General features: G+C 65.4%; 14 protein-coding genes. 9 read left to right on the top strand and 5 right to left on the bottom strand.

All coding sequences use genetic code 11. The features are described from left to right. The first annotated feature begins 29 nt into the window (after positions 1-29). The 3 genes from SCD90_RS04780 (at position 30) to lpdA (ending at position 4,412) form a co-directional block, all read left to right on the top strand. On the top strand, positions 30-1,457 hold the full coding sequence (locus SCD90_RS04780) for a pyruvate dehydrogenase complex E1 component subunit beta (protein ID WP_319843490.1): 1,428 nt from the start codon (positions 30-32) through the stop codon (positions 1,455-1,457). 9 nt (positions 1,458-1,466) lie between these two features. Then, positions 1,467-2,882: a pyruvate dehydrogenase complex dihydrolipoamide acetyltransferase gene (locus SCD90_RS04775; RefSeq protein ID WP_319843489.1), complete on the top strand. Its 1,416-nt coding sequence runs from the start codon at positions 1,467-1,469 to the stop codon at positions 2,880-2,882. Positions 2,883-2,972: 90 nt separating this feature from the next. Continuing rightward, on the top strand, positions 2,973-4,412 hold the full coding sequence (gene lpdA / locus SCD90_RS04770) for a dihydrolipoyl dehydrogenase (RefSeq protein ID WP_319843488.1): 1,440 nt from the start codon (positions 2,973-2,975) through the stop codon (positions 4,410-4,412). A gap of 46 nt (positions 4,413-4,458) precedes the next feature. Here lpdA and SCD90_RS04765 read toward each other — a convergent pair whose 3' ends face one another. Beyond that, positions 4,459-4,791, bottom strand: a complete 333-nt coding sequence (locus tag SCD90_RS04765; protein WP_319843487.1) for a four-helix bundle copper-binding protein — start codon at positions 4,789-4,791, stop codon at positions 4,459-4,461. Between the two features lie 134 nt (positions 4,792-4,925). Between SCD90_RS04765 and SCD90_RS04760 the strand changes: the two genes are divergently transcribed. Continuing rightward, on the top strand, positions 4,926-5,186 hold the full coding sequence (locus tag SCD90_RS04760; RefSeq protein ID WP_319843486.1) for a GlsB/YeaQ/YmgE family stress response membrane protein: 261 nt from the start codon (positions 4,926-4,928) through the stop codon (positions 5,184-5,186). A 46-nt stretch (positions 5,187-5,232) separates the two neighbouring features. On the opposite strand, the gene SCD90_RS04755 is transcribed toward SCD90_RS04760, so the two are convergent. Further along, positions 5,233-6,348: a M48 family metallopeptidase gene (locus SCD90_RS04755; protein ID WP_319843485.1), complete on the bottom strand. Its 1,116-nt coding sequence runs from the start codon at positions 6,346-6,348 to the stop codon at positions 5,233-5,235. Between the two features lie 2 nt (positions 6,349-6,350). Then, the gene (locus SCD90_RS04750) at positions 6,351-7,481 is read right to left on the bottom strand and encodes a YjgN family protein (RefSeq protein ID WP_319843484.1); all 1,131 of its coding nucleotides are present in this window, start codon (positions 7,479-7,481) and stop codon (positions 6,351-6,353) included. A gap of 190 nt (positions 7,482-7,671) precedes the next feature. On the opposite strand from SCD90_RS04750, the gene lipA reads away from it, so the two are divergent. Then, complete coding sequence (lipA, locus tag SCD90_RS04745; protein WP_319843483.1) at positions 7,672-8,637, top strand: lipoyl synthase; 966 nt, start codon at positions 7,672-7,674, stop codon at positions 8,635-8,637. 36 nt (positions 8,638-8,673) lie between these two features. Then, positions 8,674-9,144 carry a type II toxin-antitoxin system RatA family toxin gene (locus SCD90_RS04740; RefSeq protein WP_319843482.1) on the top strand — a complete coding sequence of 157 codons (471 nt, stop codon included), beginning with the start codon at positions 8,674-8,676 and terminating at the stop codon, positions 9,142-9,144. Between the two features lie 15 nt (positions 9,145-9,159). On the opposite strand, the gene SCD90_RS04735 is transcribed toward SCD90_RS04740, so the two are convergent. Both SCD90_RS04735 and SCD90_RS04730 read right to left on the bottom strand, forming a co-directional pair. Beyond that, positions 9,160-9,678: a CinA family protein gene (locus tag SCD90_RS04735; RefSeq protein ID WP_319843481.1), complete on the bottom strand. Its 519-nt coding sequence runs from the start codon at positions 9,676-9,678 to the stop codon at positions 9,160-9,162. Between the two features lie 41 nt (positions 9,679-9,719). Further along, complete coding sequence (locus SCD90_RS04730; protein WP_319843480.1) at positions 9,720-10,910, bottom strand: bifunctional 2-C-methyl-D-erythritol 4-phosphate cytidylyltransferase/2-C-methyl-D-erythritol 2,4-cyclodiphosphate synthase; 1,191 nt, start codon at positions 10,908-10,910, stop codon at positions 9,720-9,722. Between the two features lie 123 nt (positions 10,911-11,033). Here SCD90_RS04730 and dusB point away from each other — a divergent pair, with 123 nt between their 5' ends. From dusB to ntrC, 3 genes are read left to right on the top strand one after another with little or no spacing between them, the layout of a single operon-like run. Next, positions 11,034-12,062, top strand: coding sequence for a tRNA dihydrouridine synthase DusB (gene dusB / locus SCD90_RS04725; protein WP_319843479.1), 1,029 nt, complete (start codon positions 11,034-11,036; stop codon positions 12,060-12,062). Next, a complete protein-coding gene (locus SCD90_RS04720; RefSeq protein WP_319843478.1) occupies positions 12,059-13,183 on the top strand; it encodes a two-component system sensor histidine kinase NtrB in 1,125 nt (374 codons plus the stop codon). Before dusB ends, SCD90_RS04720 begins: the two co-directional genes overlap by 4 nt. A gap of 3 nt (positions 13,184-13,186) precedes the next feature. Continuing rightward, positions 13,187-14,632: a nitrogen regulation protein NR(I) gene (ntrC, locus tag SCD90_RS04715; RefSeq protein WP_319843477.1), complete on the top strand. Its 1,446-nt coding sequence runs from the start codon at positions 13,187-13,189 to the stop codon at positions 14,630-14,632. The last annotated feature ends 23 nt before the right edge of the window (positions 14,633-14,655 follow it).

The following is a 14,655-nucleotide window of genomic DNA, read 5'->3' as shown; positions in this document are numbered from 1 at the left end:
TCGTCACTCTTTCAGGAAACGCTGCCCTGATGCCGATCGAAGTCCTCATGCCTGCGCTGTCGCCGACCATGGAAACCGGCAAGCTGACGAAGTGGCTGAAAAGCGAAGGCGACACCATCAAGGCCGGCGATGTGCTGGCGGAGATCGAGACCGACAAAGCCACGATGGAAGTCGAGGCCGTGGACGAGGGGACTTTGGGCAAGATCCTCGTGCAGGAAGGCTCCGACGATGTGGCCGTGAACACGCCCATCGCGGTCATTCTGGCCGATGGCGAGGATGCGTCGGCCGCCGAGGCCGCGGCTGATCCTGCCACTGCCCGCAAGGCAGCGGAAAGCGCGTCGCCGCTGGAAGCGGCTCCTGCCGAGCCGTCGCCGGTCGTGGCCTCCGCTCCCGCACCGGGCGCCGCTGAATCGGCTGTCTCGAACCCGCCCAAGCCCAAGGTGCAGCCGGACCCGGAAGTGCCGGAAGGCACCGAAATGGTGCACCAGACGGTGCGCGAGGCGCTGCGCGACGCCATGGCCGAGGAGATGCGGCGCGACGGCGACGTGTTCCTGATGGGCGAGGAAGTCGCGGAATATCAGGGCGCCTACAAGATCAGCCAGGGCCTGCTGGCCGAGTTCGGCGACCGCCGCGTGATCGACACCCCGATCACCGAGCATGCCTTTGCCGGTATCGGTATCGGCGCGGCTCTCACAGGCCTGAAGCCGATTGTCGAGTTCATGACCTTCAACTTCGCCATGCAGGCGATGGACCAGATCATCAATTCGGCGGCGAAGACGCTCTACATGTCCGGTGGCCAGATGGGCTGTCCCATCGTGTTCCGTGGCCCCAACGGCGCAGCCGCGCGCGTGGCGGCCCAGCACAGCCAGGACTACACGGCCTGGTACAGCCAGATTCCCGGCCTCAAGGTTGTCGCGCCCTATACGGCCGCCGACTTCAAGGGCCTGCTGAAGGCCGCGATCCGCGATCCCAATCCGGTCATCTTCCTCGAGAACGAGATCCTCTACGGCCAGAGCTTCGACGTGCCGAAGCTGGACGATTTCGTGCTGCCCATTGGCAAGGCGCGCATCGCCCGTGCCGGCAAGGACGTGACGTTCGTCTCCTTCTCCATCGGGATGACCTATGCGCTGAAGGCCGCCGAGGAATTGGCGGGGCAGGGCATCGACGTGGAGGTCATCGACCTTCGCACGATCCGCCCGATGGACATCGAGACCGTGATCGAGTCGGTGAAGAAGACCGGCCGCTGCGTCACCGTCGAAGAGGGCTGGCCGCAGTCCGGCGTCGGTTCCGAGATCGTCGCGCAGCTGATGGAAAAGGCGTTCGACTATCTCGATGCGCCGGTGCTCCGCGTCACCGGCAAGGACGTGCCGATGCCCTACGCCGCCAATCTCGAAAAGCTGGCGCTGCCGTCCGTCGCCGAAGTCATCGAGGCGGCGAAGGCCGTCTCCTATCGCTGAGGCAGGCCGATGCCCATCAACATCCTGATGCCCGCGCTCTCGCCCACCATGGAGCAGGGCAACCTCGTCAAATGGCTCAAGGCCGAGGGCGACAAGGTCAAGGCCGGCGACGTGCTGGCCGAGATCGAGACCGACAAGGCCACGATGGAAGTCGAGGCCGTGGACGAGGGTACGCTCGGCAAGATCCTCGTGCCCGAGGGCACGAACGATGTGCCGGTCAACAAGCCCATCGCCATCATGCTTGAGGAGGGCGAGGACGCCAGCACCGTCAATGAGCCCGCAGGGTTCGCGCAGCCAGCCATCAAGCCGGCGGACGAGAAGTCCGCACAGCTGACCGAGCAGCAGGTCGCCAAACAGACCGACCAGAAGCCCGCTTCGCAGCCCGCGCAGGCTGGAAAGGCCGATGAGCAGGCGCTTGCGGGCGAAAAGGGCTACGGCGTCGTTCCGGGTGCCGAGCCGGTGACCACTGCGAAGGCTGCTGCTGGCAGCAATTCCGGTGAGCGTGTGTTTGCGTCGCCGCTGGCCCGGCGTCTCGCCAAGGAGCGGGGGCTGGACCTGTCGGCCATGAAGGGTTCCGGCCCGCATGGCCGCATCGTGAAGTCGGACGTGGAGAACGCGCCCGCCACGGGTTCGGCAAAGGCCGCTCCCGCAGCCGCGCAAGCGAGCACGGGGGGCGGCTTCCCGCTGATCCCCGACGAGCAGATCAAGGCGCTGTTCGAGCCCGGCACCTACGATGTCGTGCCGCATTCCGGCATGCGGAAGACCATCGCCAGCCGGATGCAGCAGTCCAAGGTGGTGGTGCCGCACTACTATCTCGCCGTGGACGTCGATCTCGATGCGCTGATGAAGATGCGCGAGGAGATGAACGCCGTCGCGCCGTTGGACGACGGCAAGCCCGTTTGGCGCCTGTCGGTGAACGACTTCATCATCAAGGCCCTGGCCATCACGCTGAAGCGCCATCCGGAGGCCAATGCCTCGTGGACCGAGGCCGGCATGCTGGTCCACAAGGTGGTGGATATCGGCGTGGCCGTCGCCATCCCGGACGGGCTGATTACGCCCATCATCCGCAACGCGCATGAGAAGTCGCTGTCCGCCATCTCGCAGGAGATGGCCGGCCTTGCCCGCAAGGCGCGCGACAAGAAGCTGAAGCCGCACGAATATCAGGGCGGCACGACGGCGATCTCCAATCTCGGCATGTACGGCGTAAAGAACTTCACCGCCGTGGTGAACCCGCCGCACTCGACCATCCTTGCGGTCGCGGCCGGCGAGAAGCGTGCCGTGGTGCGCGGAGACCAGATCGTCATCGCCACTCAGATGACCGTCACCATCTCCTGCGATCACCGCGTGCTGGACGGCGCGCAGTCGGCGCAGATGATGCAGACCTTCAAGGGCCTCGTCGAGAAGCCGCTCGGCCTCGTCGTCTAGAGCCGACAGTCACGCCCGGGCACTGCCCGGGCGCACACCTTCACGGCCGACCGCCTGAAGAGGGTGCCGGCCCGGCATGACGGAAACACCATGGCCGACACCCAGTTCGACATCATCATCATCGGCGGCGGGCCCGGCGGCTATGTGGCCGCCATCCGCGCGGCGCAGCTCGGCTTCAAGACGGCGGTCGTGGAGCGAGAACATCTCGGCGGCATCTGCCTGAACTGGGGCTGCATTCCCACCAAGGCGCTGCTGCGCTCCGCCGAGGTGTTCCACTACTTCAATCACGCGAAGGACTATGGCCTCACCGCGTCGAACATCGGCTTCGACATCAAGGCCGTGGTGGAGCGTTCGCGTGGCGTGTCGCGCCAACTGAACGGCGGTGTCGGCGGGCTGCTGAAGAAGAACAAGGTGCAGGTGATCTGGGGCGAGGCCACGATCACGAATCCGGGCGAAGTCCAGGTCAAACCGTCGACGAAGAGCGTGCAGGGACCGCCGATAGAAGCGCCGAAGGGTGCGCTGGGGCAGGGCACCTATGCCGCGAAGCACATCATCATCTCCACCGGCGCGCGGCCGCGCGTGCTGCCGGGTCTGGAGCCCGACAAGAAGCAGGTGTGGACCTATTTCGAGGCAATGGTGCCCGAGACGTTCCCGAAGAGCCTGCTGGTCGTGGGCTCCGGCGCCATCGGCGTCGAGTTCGCGAGCTTCTACCGCACCATGGGCGCGGAGGTGACCATCGTCGAAGTGCTGCCGCAGATCCTGCCGGTGGAAGACGAGGAGATCGCCAAGATCGCCCGCAAGCAGTTCGAGAAGCAGGGCATCAAGATCATGACCGGCGCCAAGGTCGTGAAACTCGACAAGAAGCCGGACGGCGTGACGGCGAGCATCGAGGTCGGCGGCAAGACCGAGACCATCACCGTCGAAAAGGTGATTTCGGCGGTCGGCGTGGTCGGCAACACCGAGAACCTTGGCCTGGAAGCCGTGGGCGTGAAGACAGAGCGCGGCATCGTGGTGACGGACGGTTTCGGCGCCACCAATGTGAAGGGCATCTACGCCATCGGTGACGTCGCCGGCCCGCCCATGCTGGCGCACAAGGCCGAGCATGAGGGCGTGATCTGCGTGGAGGCCATCAAGGGCCTGCACCCGCACGCCATGGACAAGGCCAAGATCCCCGGCTGCACCTATTGCCACCCGCAGGTGGCGTCGGTGGGGCTGACGGAGGCCAAGGCCAAGGAGGCCGGGCGCGAGATCAAGGTCGGCCGCTTCCCGTTCATCGGCAACGGGAAGGCAATCGCGCTGGGTGAGCCGGACGGGCTGGTGAAGACCATCTTCGATGCGAAGACCGGCGAACTGATCGGCGCGCACATGGTCGGCGCGGAGGTCACGGAACTGATCCAGGGCTTCGTGGTGGCGATGAACCTCGAGACGACGGAAGAGGACCTGATCCACACCGTCTTCCCGCATCCGACGATCTCCGAGACCATGCACGAGAGCGTTCTCGATGCGTATGGACGCGTGATCCACATGTGATCCGCGCCGGTCCCGGCGGACCTTCCGCCGGAACCGGGCATGCGGCTCACGCCGCCATCTTCTCGCAGCTTTCCGCGCAGGCGCGGCAAGCCCTCACGCACTCGTCCATATCGCCGACGTGCTCGCAGTCCTCGGCGCATTCGCGGCATATCTCCGCGCATTCGCGGCAGGTGTGCTTGTGGTGCGGGGTGCCGATGAGCATGAAGTGCGCCGATGTGCGGCACATTTCCGCGCAGGCCATCATCAGCTTGAAGTGAGCCGGTTCGGTGTGCTTGCCACCCGCCTCCAGGCAATGGTTCATCGCAATGCCGGTGCAGACGGAATAGCACTTCAGGCAGTTGTCGATGCAGGCCTGCATCGCGGCGTCCGTGTGGTGCATGAGCAATCCTCCTGTCGTTGCTACTGGAAAACCATGCGCCAGCGCGGTCGTTCCTCTTTCTTCGCGCTGTCATGCATCCGTTTCGGGCATCGTGCGTTAGTGGCTCAGGACGTTCCATTGAGCAGGAGGCATTCATGGAAGGCGTGGGTTGGATCGCGACGATCATCATCGGTATCTTGGCGGGCTGGATTGCGGAAAAGGTCACGAGCCGCAATCACGGGCTGTTCATGAACCTCATCTGCGGACTGATCGGCGCCGTGGTGGGCCGCTTCATCGCCATGAGCGTGTTGGGGATCAGCTATTCCGGCTGGATCGAAAGCCTCATCGTCTCGACGATCGGCGCGATCATCCTGCTGTTCATCGTCGGGATGATCCGCGGACGCAGGGCCGCCTGACTCCAGTCAAATCAGCGGCGGCGCACGATGCGCCGCCGTTTCCGTTTCAGAGATTGCGCCTCTTCATGGTCTTACGTGGCGTCGTGCGCGGCCGGGGGCAGATGGTCCTGAGCGCCGTCCAGGCTTCGGCGGAGAGGATCGGTTCGCCTACCTGCGGCCGGTCCGTTCGTCTGATCCTGTCGAGCCGCTCCGCGCTGACAGGATGGCTGTCGAGGATGGTACCTTTCTCATCCTCTTCCGAGACGCGCCGCAGGAAGTCCCCGAAGGGCGTTGCCGAGCGCCCGAGCCGCACAAGCGCCTGCACAGCGTAATCGTCCGCAGCCCGCTCGGCGTCCCGCGAGTGGGAGGCGTCGAGAAGAGAGGCCGAGATGGTCAGCACGACGCTGCTGCCCGTGAGGTCTCCGAACAGCAGGCCGAGCAGGAACGATGTGCCACCGCTCTGGATCAAGGCCTTTGTGATGTGGTGGCTGCGCACATGACCGATTTCATGGGCCATGATCCCTGCGATCTCGTCGAGGTCGCGGGACTGCTCCAGCAACCCCTTGAACAGGTAGATCCTGCCGCCGGGAAGCGTATAGGCATTCTGCAAATCGGCATCGAGGACGCGCGGCTGTATGGATATTCCCGCCGGTCCGCTGTCGAGCCGTGCGGTGAGTTCGTCCAGCGCGGCCTGACCCGCCGCCGTGGTGCACACCTTGCCACCGAAACTGGCACGGACGCTTTTATCCACCGCTTCCCCGAGTCTTGCCTCGGCGGCATGGGGGAGGAGAGGCGCCAGCCGCTCGGCCGCGAACGGAATGCCAAGGAAGACCATGGCGACGATGGACGCCGTGGCCGCGAGCGACCACCCGATGATGCGGCCGGTCTGGATTTCCGCGACATCATCGTCCAGTGCGGAACACCGCTGCATGAGGAGCGCGGCCGCCGCTTCATGCTCTATTTCGAGCCGGGCGAGAGGCGCGCCGGACACCGAGCGCAGCCTCAGCCCCGCGCCTGCTTCGACACGCCGGACATCCGCGTAAAGCCAGGACGCGATGACCTGGCCGTCCTCTACGATGTCGAGATGTTCGCCCAGCACCAGCGCGACGATCCGGCGGCGGCTGCTCATGCCGTCGTGGAAGCGCGCCGTCGGCGAGGGCGGCTCCTTGTGATCCACATCCACGGTCAGATGCCGCCCATGTCGAAGCCGTCAATCAGGCCTTCACCCAGCGGGTCGGCGAGGCTTCCCTGCCCGGAGACATCGTCGGCGGCTGAGATGTTGAGCACGCTCGTCGTGGCCGCGATCCGCACCCAGACGTCCCGCGAAAGGTAGACGCGGACGATGGCACCGGCGGCCACGCCTGCGATCAGGTAGCTAAGCGCGATGCCGACGAGGATAGCCGGGCTCTGCGCCGCCGCGAGGATTTCCACCTCGGATGGCTCCTGTCCACCACGCAGGACCGCAGCCGCGATGAACCCTGCGTAGAGGGCGCCGACCGCCGCAAAGATCAGGGTCAGCCAGCCGACGACTTTCCAGTAGATGCCGAACAGCGCCTTGCGCGTCAGGTCCGAATGGAACGCGATCTCGCCGATGCGGATACCCGAAATCCACCAGCGCCATTCCGCAGCCCTGAAAGCCGCATACAGGAAGGGCGCGGGAACGAACAGGACCAGCGCGAACGGCGCCAGCAGCAGCATCCACCAGATCTGTCCCAGCAACTGCCTGGGACGGCCCTCGAAACGTCCCTCCAGCGTCCCGTAGGAGGTGTGCTTCATCTTGAAGCGTTCGAGCGCCGCCTGCCGCCAGGGATAGGCAATCCCCAGTGTGAGCGCCACGAGAAGGCTCCACAGGGAAGCACGCCAGCAATAGGCAAGGGCGGACCCCGTCATCGAGAAGCGGAGGCCGCGCCACACCGTACGGGTGACCCGGTAGCGCCGAGCCCGGTAGACGGCGAACTGGCCGAACACGAGAAACGCGAAGATCAGCGGCACGCTCGCGAACGCCTGCAGGCGTTCGGCTTCGAGGCCCAGAAGGAAGTAGGCCAAGTAGAACGGGATGAGGATGGTGACGGCGATGAGGAAGCCGACCAGCAGTTCCCGCGCCCGCCCCGTATATTCGGCGGGATCGCCGCCCACCGAGGTGTTCGACCACAGGTGCCTGCGGATGTCGGTCGTCAGCCAGAAACGGTAGAAACCAAGGGTGACGAATTCCAGGAGGGCGCCTCGCGCGACCAGCTTCCAGAAACGCCCTCGGCTTCCGTGGAAGACAACGGCGTGCGGCGGCTCGGAAGGTAGAGCCTGAACAGGTTGATGCATGATCGTTGCCCCAAAGTCGCCACAATTTGACGTGTGGACATGGCGATGTGCAACCCGTTCTTGTGCGGATCACACCTGTTTCCGCGGGTTGCTGAAGGTGTGATGCAGCCATGTGACGCCGCCGTTCCCGGAGCCGCCTTCATCCTGTATGAATGTGTCGCCCGCGCAGTTTTGCCCCCGAAGGAGCCGGATGACCGTCGTTCTCGATCTCGTCAAGAATCCGCGCGCCCTTCGCCATCCCGAGAAGGCGCACAAGCCCGATACGGCCGTGCTGAAAAAGCCGGACTGGATACGGGTGCGCGCTCCCGGCTCGCCGGTTTACCGCGAGACGCAGGAGATCGTCCGCACCAACAAGCTGGTGACGGTGTGCGAGGAGGCCGGCTGCCCGAATATCGGTGAGTGCTGGTCCAAGAAGCACGCCACCTTCATGATCCTCGGCGACACCTGCACGCGCGCCTGTGCGTTCTGCAATGTGCGCACGGGCCTGCCCACGCCCGGTGTCGACGCCGACGAGCCGCGCCGTGTGGCCGAAGCGGTGGCGAAGCTCGGATTGCATCATGTGGTCATCACTTCGGTGGATCGCGACGACCTGCCGGATGGTGGGGCCCAGCACTTTGCGGATGTGATCCGTGCGATCCGGGTGGCCAGCCCGTCCACGACGATCGAGATCCTGACGCCGGACTTCCTGCGCAAGGATGGTGCGCTCGAAGTGGTGGTGGCTGCCAAGCCGGACGTGTTCAACCACAACCTGGAAACCGTGCCGTCGCTGTACCTGACGGTGCGGCCGGGCGCGCGCTACTTCCACTCCGTGCGGCTGCTGCAGCGGGTGAAGGAACTCGATGCGTCCATCTTCACCAAGTCCGGCATCATGGTCGGGCTGGGCGAGGAGCGGAACGAGGTGATGCAGCTGATGGACGACCTGCGGACGGCGGCGGTGGATTTCATCACCATCGGCCAGTATCTCCAGCCGACGCGGAAACACCATGCCGTGGCGCGTTTCGTCACCCCCGAGGAGTTCAAGGGCTACGAGACGACCGCCTACAGCAAGGGCTTCCTGATGGTCTCGGCCAGCCCGCTCACGCGCTCATCGCACCATGCCGGCGAGGATTTCGAGCGGCTACGCGGTGCGCGTGCCGCGCTTCTCGCGGCCGGCTAGCTGGACTTTCGACAGCCGCAGCACCACAAAGCGCACATGCCAAAGCATCAGACCACGCGCACCGTCGCGCATTCCGCACAGAAGATGTTCGAGCTTGTCTCGGACGTGGAGCAATACCCGCACTTCGTGCCGCTGTGCGAAAGCCTGCGCGTGCGCAAGCGGGAAGAGCGTGACGGCAAGACGGTTCTGCTGGCGGACATGACGGTCGCCTATTCCTTCTTCCGCGACACATTCACCAGCCGCGTCACCCTGGATCAGGCGAACCTCACGATCTTCGTGGAATACATCACAGGCCCGTTCGCCAGCTTGCAGAACCGCTGGCACTTCAAGCCGCTGACCGAGACGAGTTCGGAAGTGGACTTCTACATCGAGTGGGAGATGAAGAGCCGCGCCATCGGCATGGTGGTGGGTGCCGTGTTCGAGCGCGCGTTCCGCCGCTTCGCGTCGGCGTTCGAGGCCCGTGCGAACCAGGTCTACGGCTCGCGGCTGGCCTCGTCCGCCGTCTAGCGCGCCGGGCGCCGCTTAAGCTTCCGCCGCCTGCTTCAGCATGGCTATCGCTTCCATGGCGGAGTTCCGGCGTATCGGGCCGCGGCCGATATCGCCGTAGCGCATCTCCCGATGCATGGTCGGGCACCTCTTGCCCGCAACGGCGAAGTGGACAAGGCCGACCGGCTTATGGCTCTCGTCGCTCTTCGGACCGGCAATGCCGGTGATCGCCACCGCGAGATCGACGCCGGCGGCCTCAAGCGCTCCTTCAGCCATGGCGCGTGCCACTTCTTCGCTGACAGCGCCGTGGGTCTTGATGAGCAGTTCCGAGACGCCGATGAAGCGCGTCTTGGCGTCGTTCGCATAGGTGACGAAGCCGCCGAACACGCTGCTCGATGCTCCCGGTGCGTCGGTCAGCGCCGCCGCAACCAGCCCGCCCGTGCAGGACTCGGCAGTGACGACCATCAAACCCCGGCGTTTGCAGAGGTCCAGCAGATCGGCGGCCGCTTCGATGAGCGCCCTGTCTATGCGCGTGAATTCAAGTTCGTCTGACATGAGGCTTTCCGTCTGTCACGGCAGTGTCATGCCATAACGCATCACACCGGCAGACGGATCGTTGCGCTTGCAATTGCCGCAAGGCCCTCGCGGCGTCCGACGAAGCCGAGCTGTTCGGTCGTGGTGGCCTTCACCCCGACGCGATCGATGGTGAGGCCGCAAATTTCCGCGATGCGGGCCTGCATGGCGGCGCGATGCGGGCCGACCTTCGGCGCCTCGCCCATGATGCAGACATCTACATGCGCGAGCATTCCGCCCCGAGCCTTCACCCGGTCCACGGCATAGGCCAGGAACTGCGCCGAATCGGCACCCTTCCACTGCGGGTCGGATGGCGGGAAGTGCGAGCCGATATCGCCATCGGCCAAGGCGCCGAAGATGGCGTCGGTGATGGCGTGCAGCGCCACGTCGGCATCGGAATGGCCGAGCAGCCCCTGATCGTGCGGCACCTTGATGCCGGCAAGCACCACATGATCGCCGGGGCAGAAGGCATGCACATCGAAGCCGGTTCCGTTGCGGACGTCCGGCAGGGAGAAGAGCAGGCGCTCCTCGGCGCGGCTGAAGTCTTCGGCTGTGGTGAGCTTGGTGTTCATGGGATCTCCGGGAAACACGCCGATCGTCAGCCCCTGGTGGGAGGCGACGGCGCCATCGTCGGTGAAGTCGTCGCGGCCATCGCGTTCCGCGCGCAGATGCGCGGCAAGGATGTCCGCGAAGCGGAAGGCTTGCGGTGTCTGTACGCTGCCGAGGCGGTTTCGGTCGAGGGTCTCGCCGCGCTGGCCGGCCTCCACCATGCAGACGGTGTCTACAACGGCAGCGACGGGCACTGCCGCGCCATGTTCGGTGGCAGCCTGGATGGACCTGTCGATAACCTCACGGGAGACGAAGGGGCGGGCGGCGTCGTGGATGAGCACGAGATCAGGCCGATGATCTTCGAGCGCCTTCAGCCCGTTGCGCACCGAATCCTGCCGGGTCGCGCCGCCGATGACCGGCTCCAGCGTCTTGGCAAAACCGCCGACGGCCTCGTCGTAGAGATCACGGTCGTCGGCGTGGATGACCGTCAGTATCTGGGCTACGCGGGGGTGAGCGGCAAATGCCTCAAGAGTGTGCGTCAGGACGGCGCGGCCGGCTATATGCCTGTACTGCTTGGCCGGCCCGCCCGCGCCGCCGGCGCGTGTGCCTCGTCCTGCGGCAACGACCAGCACGGCAACCTTCAGCTCAGATCCACTCTGCGACACCCTAATCTCCTCTGGCGGCACGGGTTCTTAGCCGAGAGGGGCATGGCTGTCGCGCCCTTTTGCTACTTGCCGCTCCGGGCGGCTTCTGATTATCTGCTGGGCAGTGGTAAGGGTGCCTAAGTTTTGGTCAAATGCGCAGAGCCAGCATCGACACGCGTCACCATCGGCGATGTCGAAATTCCCAATCCGGTGGTCGTCGCGCCTATGTCGGGTGTGACCGACCTGGTGTTCCGGCGCATTGCCGTGCGCCTCGGGGCCGGGCTTGCCGTGTCCGAGATGATCGCCAGCAGTGAACTCGCCAAGGGGGATCAGGAATCGCGGCTGCGGCTGGAGGGCAGCGGCATGCCTGTTCATGCCGTGCAACTCGCCGGGCGCGAGGCGCACTGGATGGCGGAGGCGGCGCGGGTTGCCGAAGACGCGGGCGCCGACATCATCGACATCAATATGGGCTGCCCGGTGAAAAAGGTGACGGGCGGCCATTCCGGCTCGGCGCTCCTGAAGGACCTCGATCATGCACTGACACTGATCGAGGCGACGGTTGGCGCCGTCACGGTTCCGGTCACGCTGAAGGTCCGGCTTGGATGGGACGAGAACAGCATTGTCGCGCCGGAGCTTGCACGCCGTGCCGAGGAAGCCGGCATCCGGCTCATCACCGTGCATGGGCGCACACGTCAGCAGTTCTTCACCGGCCGTGCGGACTGGCGCGCGATTCAGGCTGTCAAGGATCAGGTCTCGATACCGGTCGTGGCCAACGGCGACCTGGAGACGGTGGACGACGCGGCTGAAATGCTCGACCAGAGCGGCGCAGACGCGGTGATGATCGGGCGCGGTGCGCAAGGGCGTCCTTGGCGGGCTGGCCAGATCGCGGCGTTCATCGCGCGTGGCGAGCGCCTGCCGGATCCGGGGCTTGAGGAGCAGCACGCCATTGCGCGCGAGCATTATGACGGGCTTCTCGGCCTCTATGGCCGGGAGGTGGGCTTGCGGCACGCGCGCAAGCACCTCGGCTGGTATCTTGATGAAGCCGCGCGCTCCGCCGGGACGGATCTGGAAGTCAGGCGCAAGGTTGCGGTGCTGACGGCCCAGACGCCCGAGGCCGCCCAGATGGCACTCGCCGCCTGCTATGACAGCCTTGCCTGGAAGGCTGCGGCATGAACGCGGCCGCCTTTGCTGCCGATAGCGGCTTCACACAATCGGATGCCGTGCTGAACGCATTGCCGCATCCCATCATCCTCATCAACGAAGGCGGCAGCATCGCCGCGGCCAATGCGGCGGCGGAACACTTCTTCCAGATGAGTGCGCCGCTGCTGCGCAGGCAGTCGCTGGCGGCCCTGGTACCATTCGGCTCACCGCTGCTCGTTCAGCTTGAGCAGGTGCGCCAGCGCAATGCGCCCATCAACGAATATCGGGTGGATCTCGGCACGCCCCGCAGCGGCGGCGCCCGCCTGGTCGACATCTACATCGCCCCGTTCGCGGAGCGCGCGGAGCATGTGGTCATCATGCTTCAGGAGCGCACGATCGCCGACAAGATGAACCAGCAGCTGACCCATCGTGGCGCGGCGCGTTCCGTCAGCGCGCTCGCTTCCATGCTTGGCCACGAGATCAAGAACCCGCTCTCCGGCATACGGGGCGCCGCACAATTGCTGGAAAGCTCGGTCGACGACGACGACCGCGCGCTGACCCGCCTGATCTGCGACGAGACGGACCGCATCGTGAAGCTCGTTGACCGGATGGAGGTGTTCTCCGACGAACGCCCCATCGAGCGGGATGCGGTGAACATTCACGTGGTGCTGGAGCATGTGCGACGGCTGGCGCAGTCCGGCTTTGCCCGCAATCTGCGCATCACCGAGGAGTACGATCCCTCGCTGCCGCCGCTGTTCGCAAACCGCGACCAGCTGGTTCAGATCTTCCTCAATCTGGTGAAGAACGCGGCCGAGGCCATCGGCGACAGCCCGGATGGGGAGATCTGGCTGACCACCGCCTTTCGTCCGGGTGTGCGGCTGAGCGTGCCGGGTACCCAGGCCCGCGTGAGCCTGCCGCTTGAGATCTGCGTGCGCGACAACGGACCGGGCGTCAGCGAAGAATTGCTGCCGCACCTGTTCGACGCGTTCGTGACGACGAAGCCGACCGGGTCCGGTCTCGGGCTTGCCCTGGTCGCCAAGATCGTGGGCGATCACGGCGGCATCGTCGAATGCCAGTCGCAGCCCCGCCGCACCACCTTCCGCGTCCTCATGCCGATATTCGCCGGCGATATCCCGCCGGATCCGGAGACCTGACCCATGCCGCACGGAAGCGTGCTTGTCGCGGATGACGATTCCGCCATCCGCACCGTCCTCAACCAGGCGCTCTCCCGCGCCGGCTACGAGGTGCGCACCGCATCGAACGCGGCAACGCTCTGGCGCTGGGTGACTCAAGGGGAGGGCGATCTCGTTATCACCGACGTGGTGATGCCGGACGAGAACGCATTCGACCTCCTGCCGCGCATCAAGAAGCTGCGCCCCGACCTGCCCATCATCGTGATGAGTGCGCAGAACACGTTCATGACGGCGATCCGGGCTTCAGAGCGCGGCGCCTACGAATACCTGCCGAAGCCGTTCGACCTGAAGGAGTTGATCGCCATTGTGGGCCGGGCTCTCATGGAGCCGAAGGCCAAGCCCGTTAATGTCACGGGGCTCGACGATCAGGACGGCATCCCGCTGGTGGGCCGCTCGCCGGCCATGCAGGACATCTACCGGGTGCTGGCCCGCCTGATGCAGACCGACCTGACGGTGATGATCTCCGGCGAGTCCGGCACCGGCAAGGAACTGGTTGCGCGCGCGTTGCACGATTACGGCAAAAGGCGCGGCGGGCCGTTCGTGGCCGTCAACATGGCTGCCATCCCCCGTGACCTCATCGAATCGGAACTGTTCGGGCACGAGAAGGGCTCGTTCACGGGCGCGCAGGCGCGGTCCACCGGCCGCTTCGAGCAGGCCGAGGGCGGCACGCTGTTTCTCGACGAGATCGGCGACATGCCGATGGAGGCGCAGACGCGCCTGCTGCGCGTGCTGCAGCAGGGCGAGTACACGACAGTCGGCGGCCGTACCCCGATAAAGACCAATGTCCGGATCGTTGCGGCCTCCAACAAGGATTTGAAGATCCTCATCCAGCAGGGCCTGTTCCGCGAGGACCTGTTCTTCCGGCTGAACGTGGTGCCGATCCGCATCCCGCCGCTGCGCGAGCGTGCGGAGGATGTGCCGGACCTCGTCAGGCATTTCTTCGCCATGGTCGAGCGGGAGGGACTGGCGCACAAGCAGATCGACGCAGCCGCGCTCGAGACGATGAAGCGCTATCGCTGGCCGGGGAATGTGCGCGAGCTCGAGAACCTGATCCGGCGGCTGGCGGCTCTTTATCCACAGGACGTCATCACCGCCCACATCGTCGAGACGGAACTGGCGGAGCCGGCGACCACGTCCCAGCCCGCGGAATCGACGGGCGGGCCCGACGAGATGTCCGCCTCGGTGGAACGCTTCCTCGCCAGCTATTTTAGCCAGTTCGGCGAGGCACTTCCGCCGCCCGGCCTCTATCATCGCGTGTTGCGCGAGATCGAACAGCCGCTGCTGGGAGCAGCACTTGTGGCGACCCGCGGCAACCAGATCCGCGCGGCCGAACTGCTCGGTCTCAATCGGAACACGCTTCGCAAGAAGATCCGGGACCTCGACCTCCGGATTATGAGGAGCGGTCGCTAGTTTGAGTTTTGCCAAGATGTTGT

It is taken from the genome of Terrihabitans rhizophilus, from assembly GCF_033898525.1.
GTDB lineage: Bacteria > Pseudomonadota > Alphaproteobacteria > Rhizobiales > Methylopilaceae > Flaviflagellibacter > Flaviflagellibacter rhizophilus.
The sequence above is the reverse complement of the archived record's forward strand: the minus strand, read 5'-3'. Positions and strand labels throughout refer to the sequence as shown.

Bases quoted from the DNA above. Each gene is read 5' to 3' on its own strand.
- SCD90_RS04780 (WP_319843490.1), top strand. From the start codon at position 30: ATGCCGATCGAAGTCCTCATGCCTGCGCTGTCGCCGACCATGGAAACC.
- SCD90_RS04775 (WP_319843489.1), top strand. From the start codon at position 1,467: ATGCCCATCAACATCCTGATGCCCGCGCTCTCGCCCACCATGGAGCAG.
- lpdA (WP_319843488.1), top strand. From the start codon at position 2,973: ATGGCCGACACCCAGTTCGACATCATCATCATCGGCGGCGGGCCCGGC.
- SCD90_RS04765 (WP_319843487.1), bottom strand. From the start codon at position 4,791: ATGCACCACACGGACGCCGCGATGCAGGCCTGCATCGACAACTGCCTG.
- SCD90_RS04760 (WP_319843486.1), top strand. From the start codon at position 4,926: ATGGAAGGCGTGGGTTGGATCGCGACGATCATCATCGGTATCTTGGCG.
- SCD90_RS04750 (WP_319843484.1), bottom strand. From the start codon at position 7,481: ATGCATCAACCTGTTCAGGCTCTACCTTCCGAGCCGCCGCACGCCGTT.
- lipA (WP_319843483.1), top strand. From the start codon at position 7,672: ATGACCGTCGTTCTCGATCTCGTCAAGAATCCGCGCGCCCTTCGCCAT.
- SCD90_RS04740 (WP_319843482.1), top strand. From the start codon at position 8,674: ATGCCAAAGCATCAGACCACGCGCACCGTCGCGCATTCCGCACAGAAG.
- SCD90_RS04735 (WP_319843481.1), bottom strand. From the start codon at position 9,678: ATGTCAGACGAACTTGAATTCACGCGCATAGACAGGGCGCTCATCGAA.
- SCD90_RS04720 (WP_319843478.1), top strand. From the start codon at position 12,059: ATGAACGCGGCCGCCTTTGCTGCCGATAGCGGCTTCACACAATCGGAT.
- ntrC (WP_319843477.1), top strand. From the start codon at position 13,187: ATGCCGCACGGAAGCGTGCTTGTCGCGGATGACGATTCCGCCATCCGC.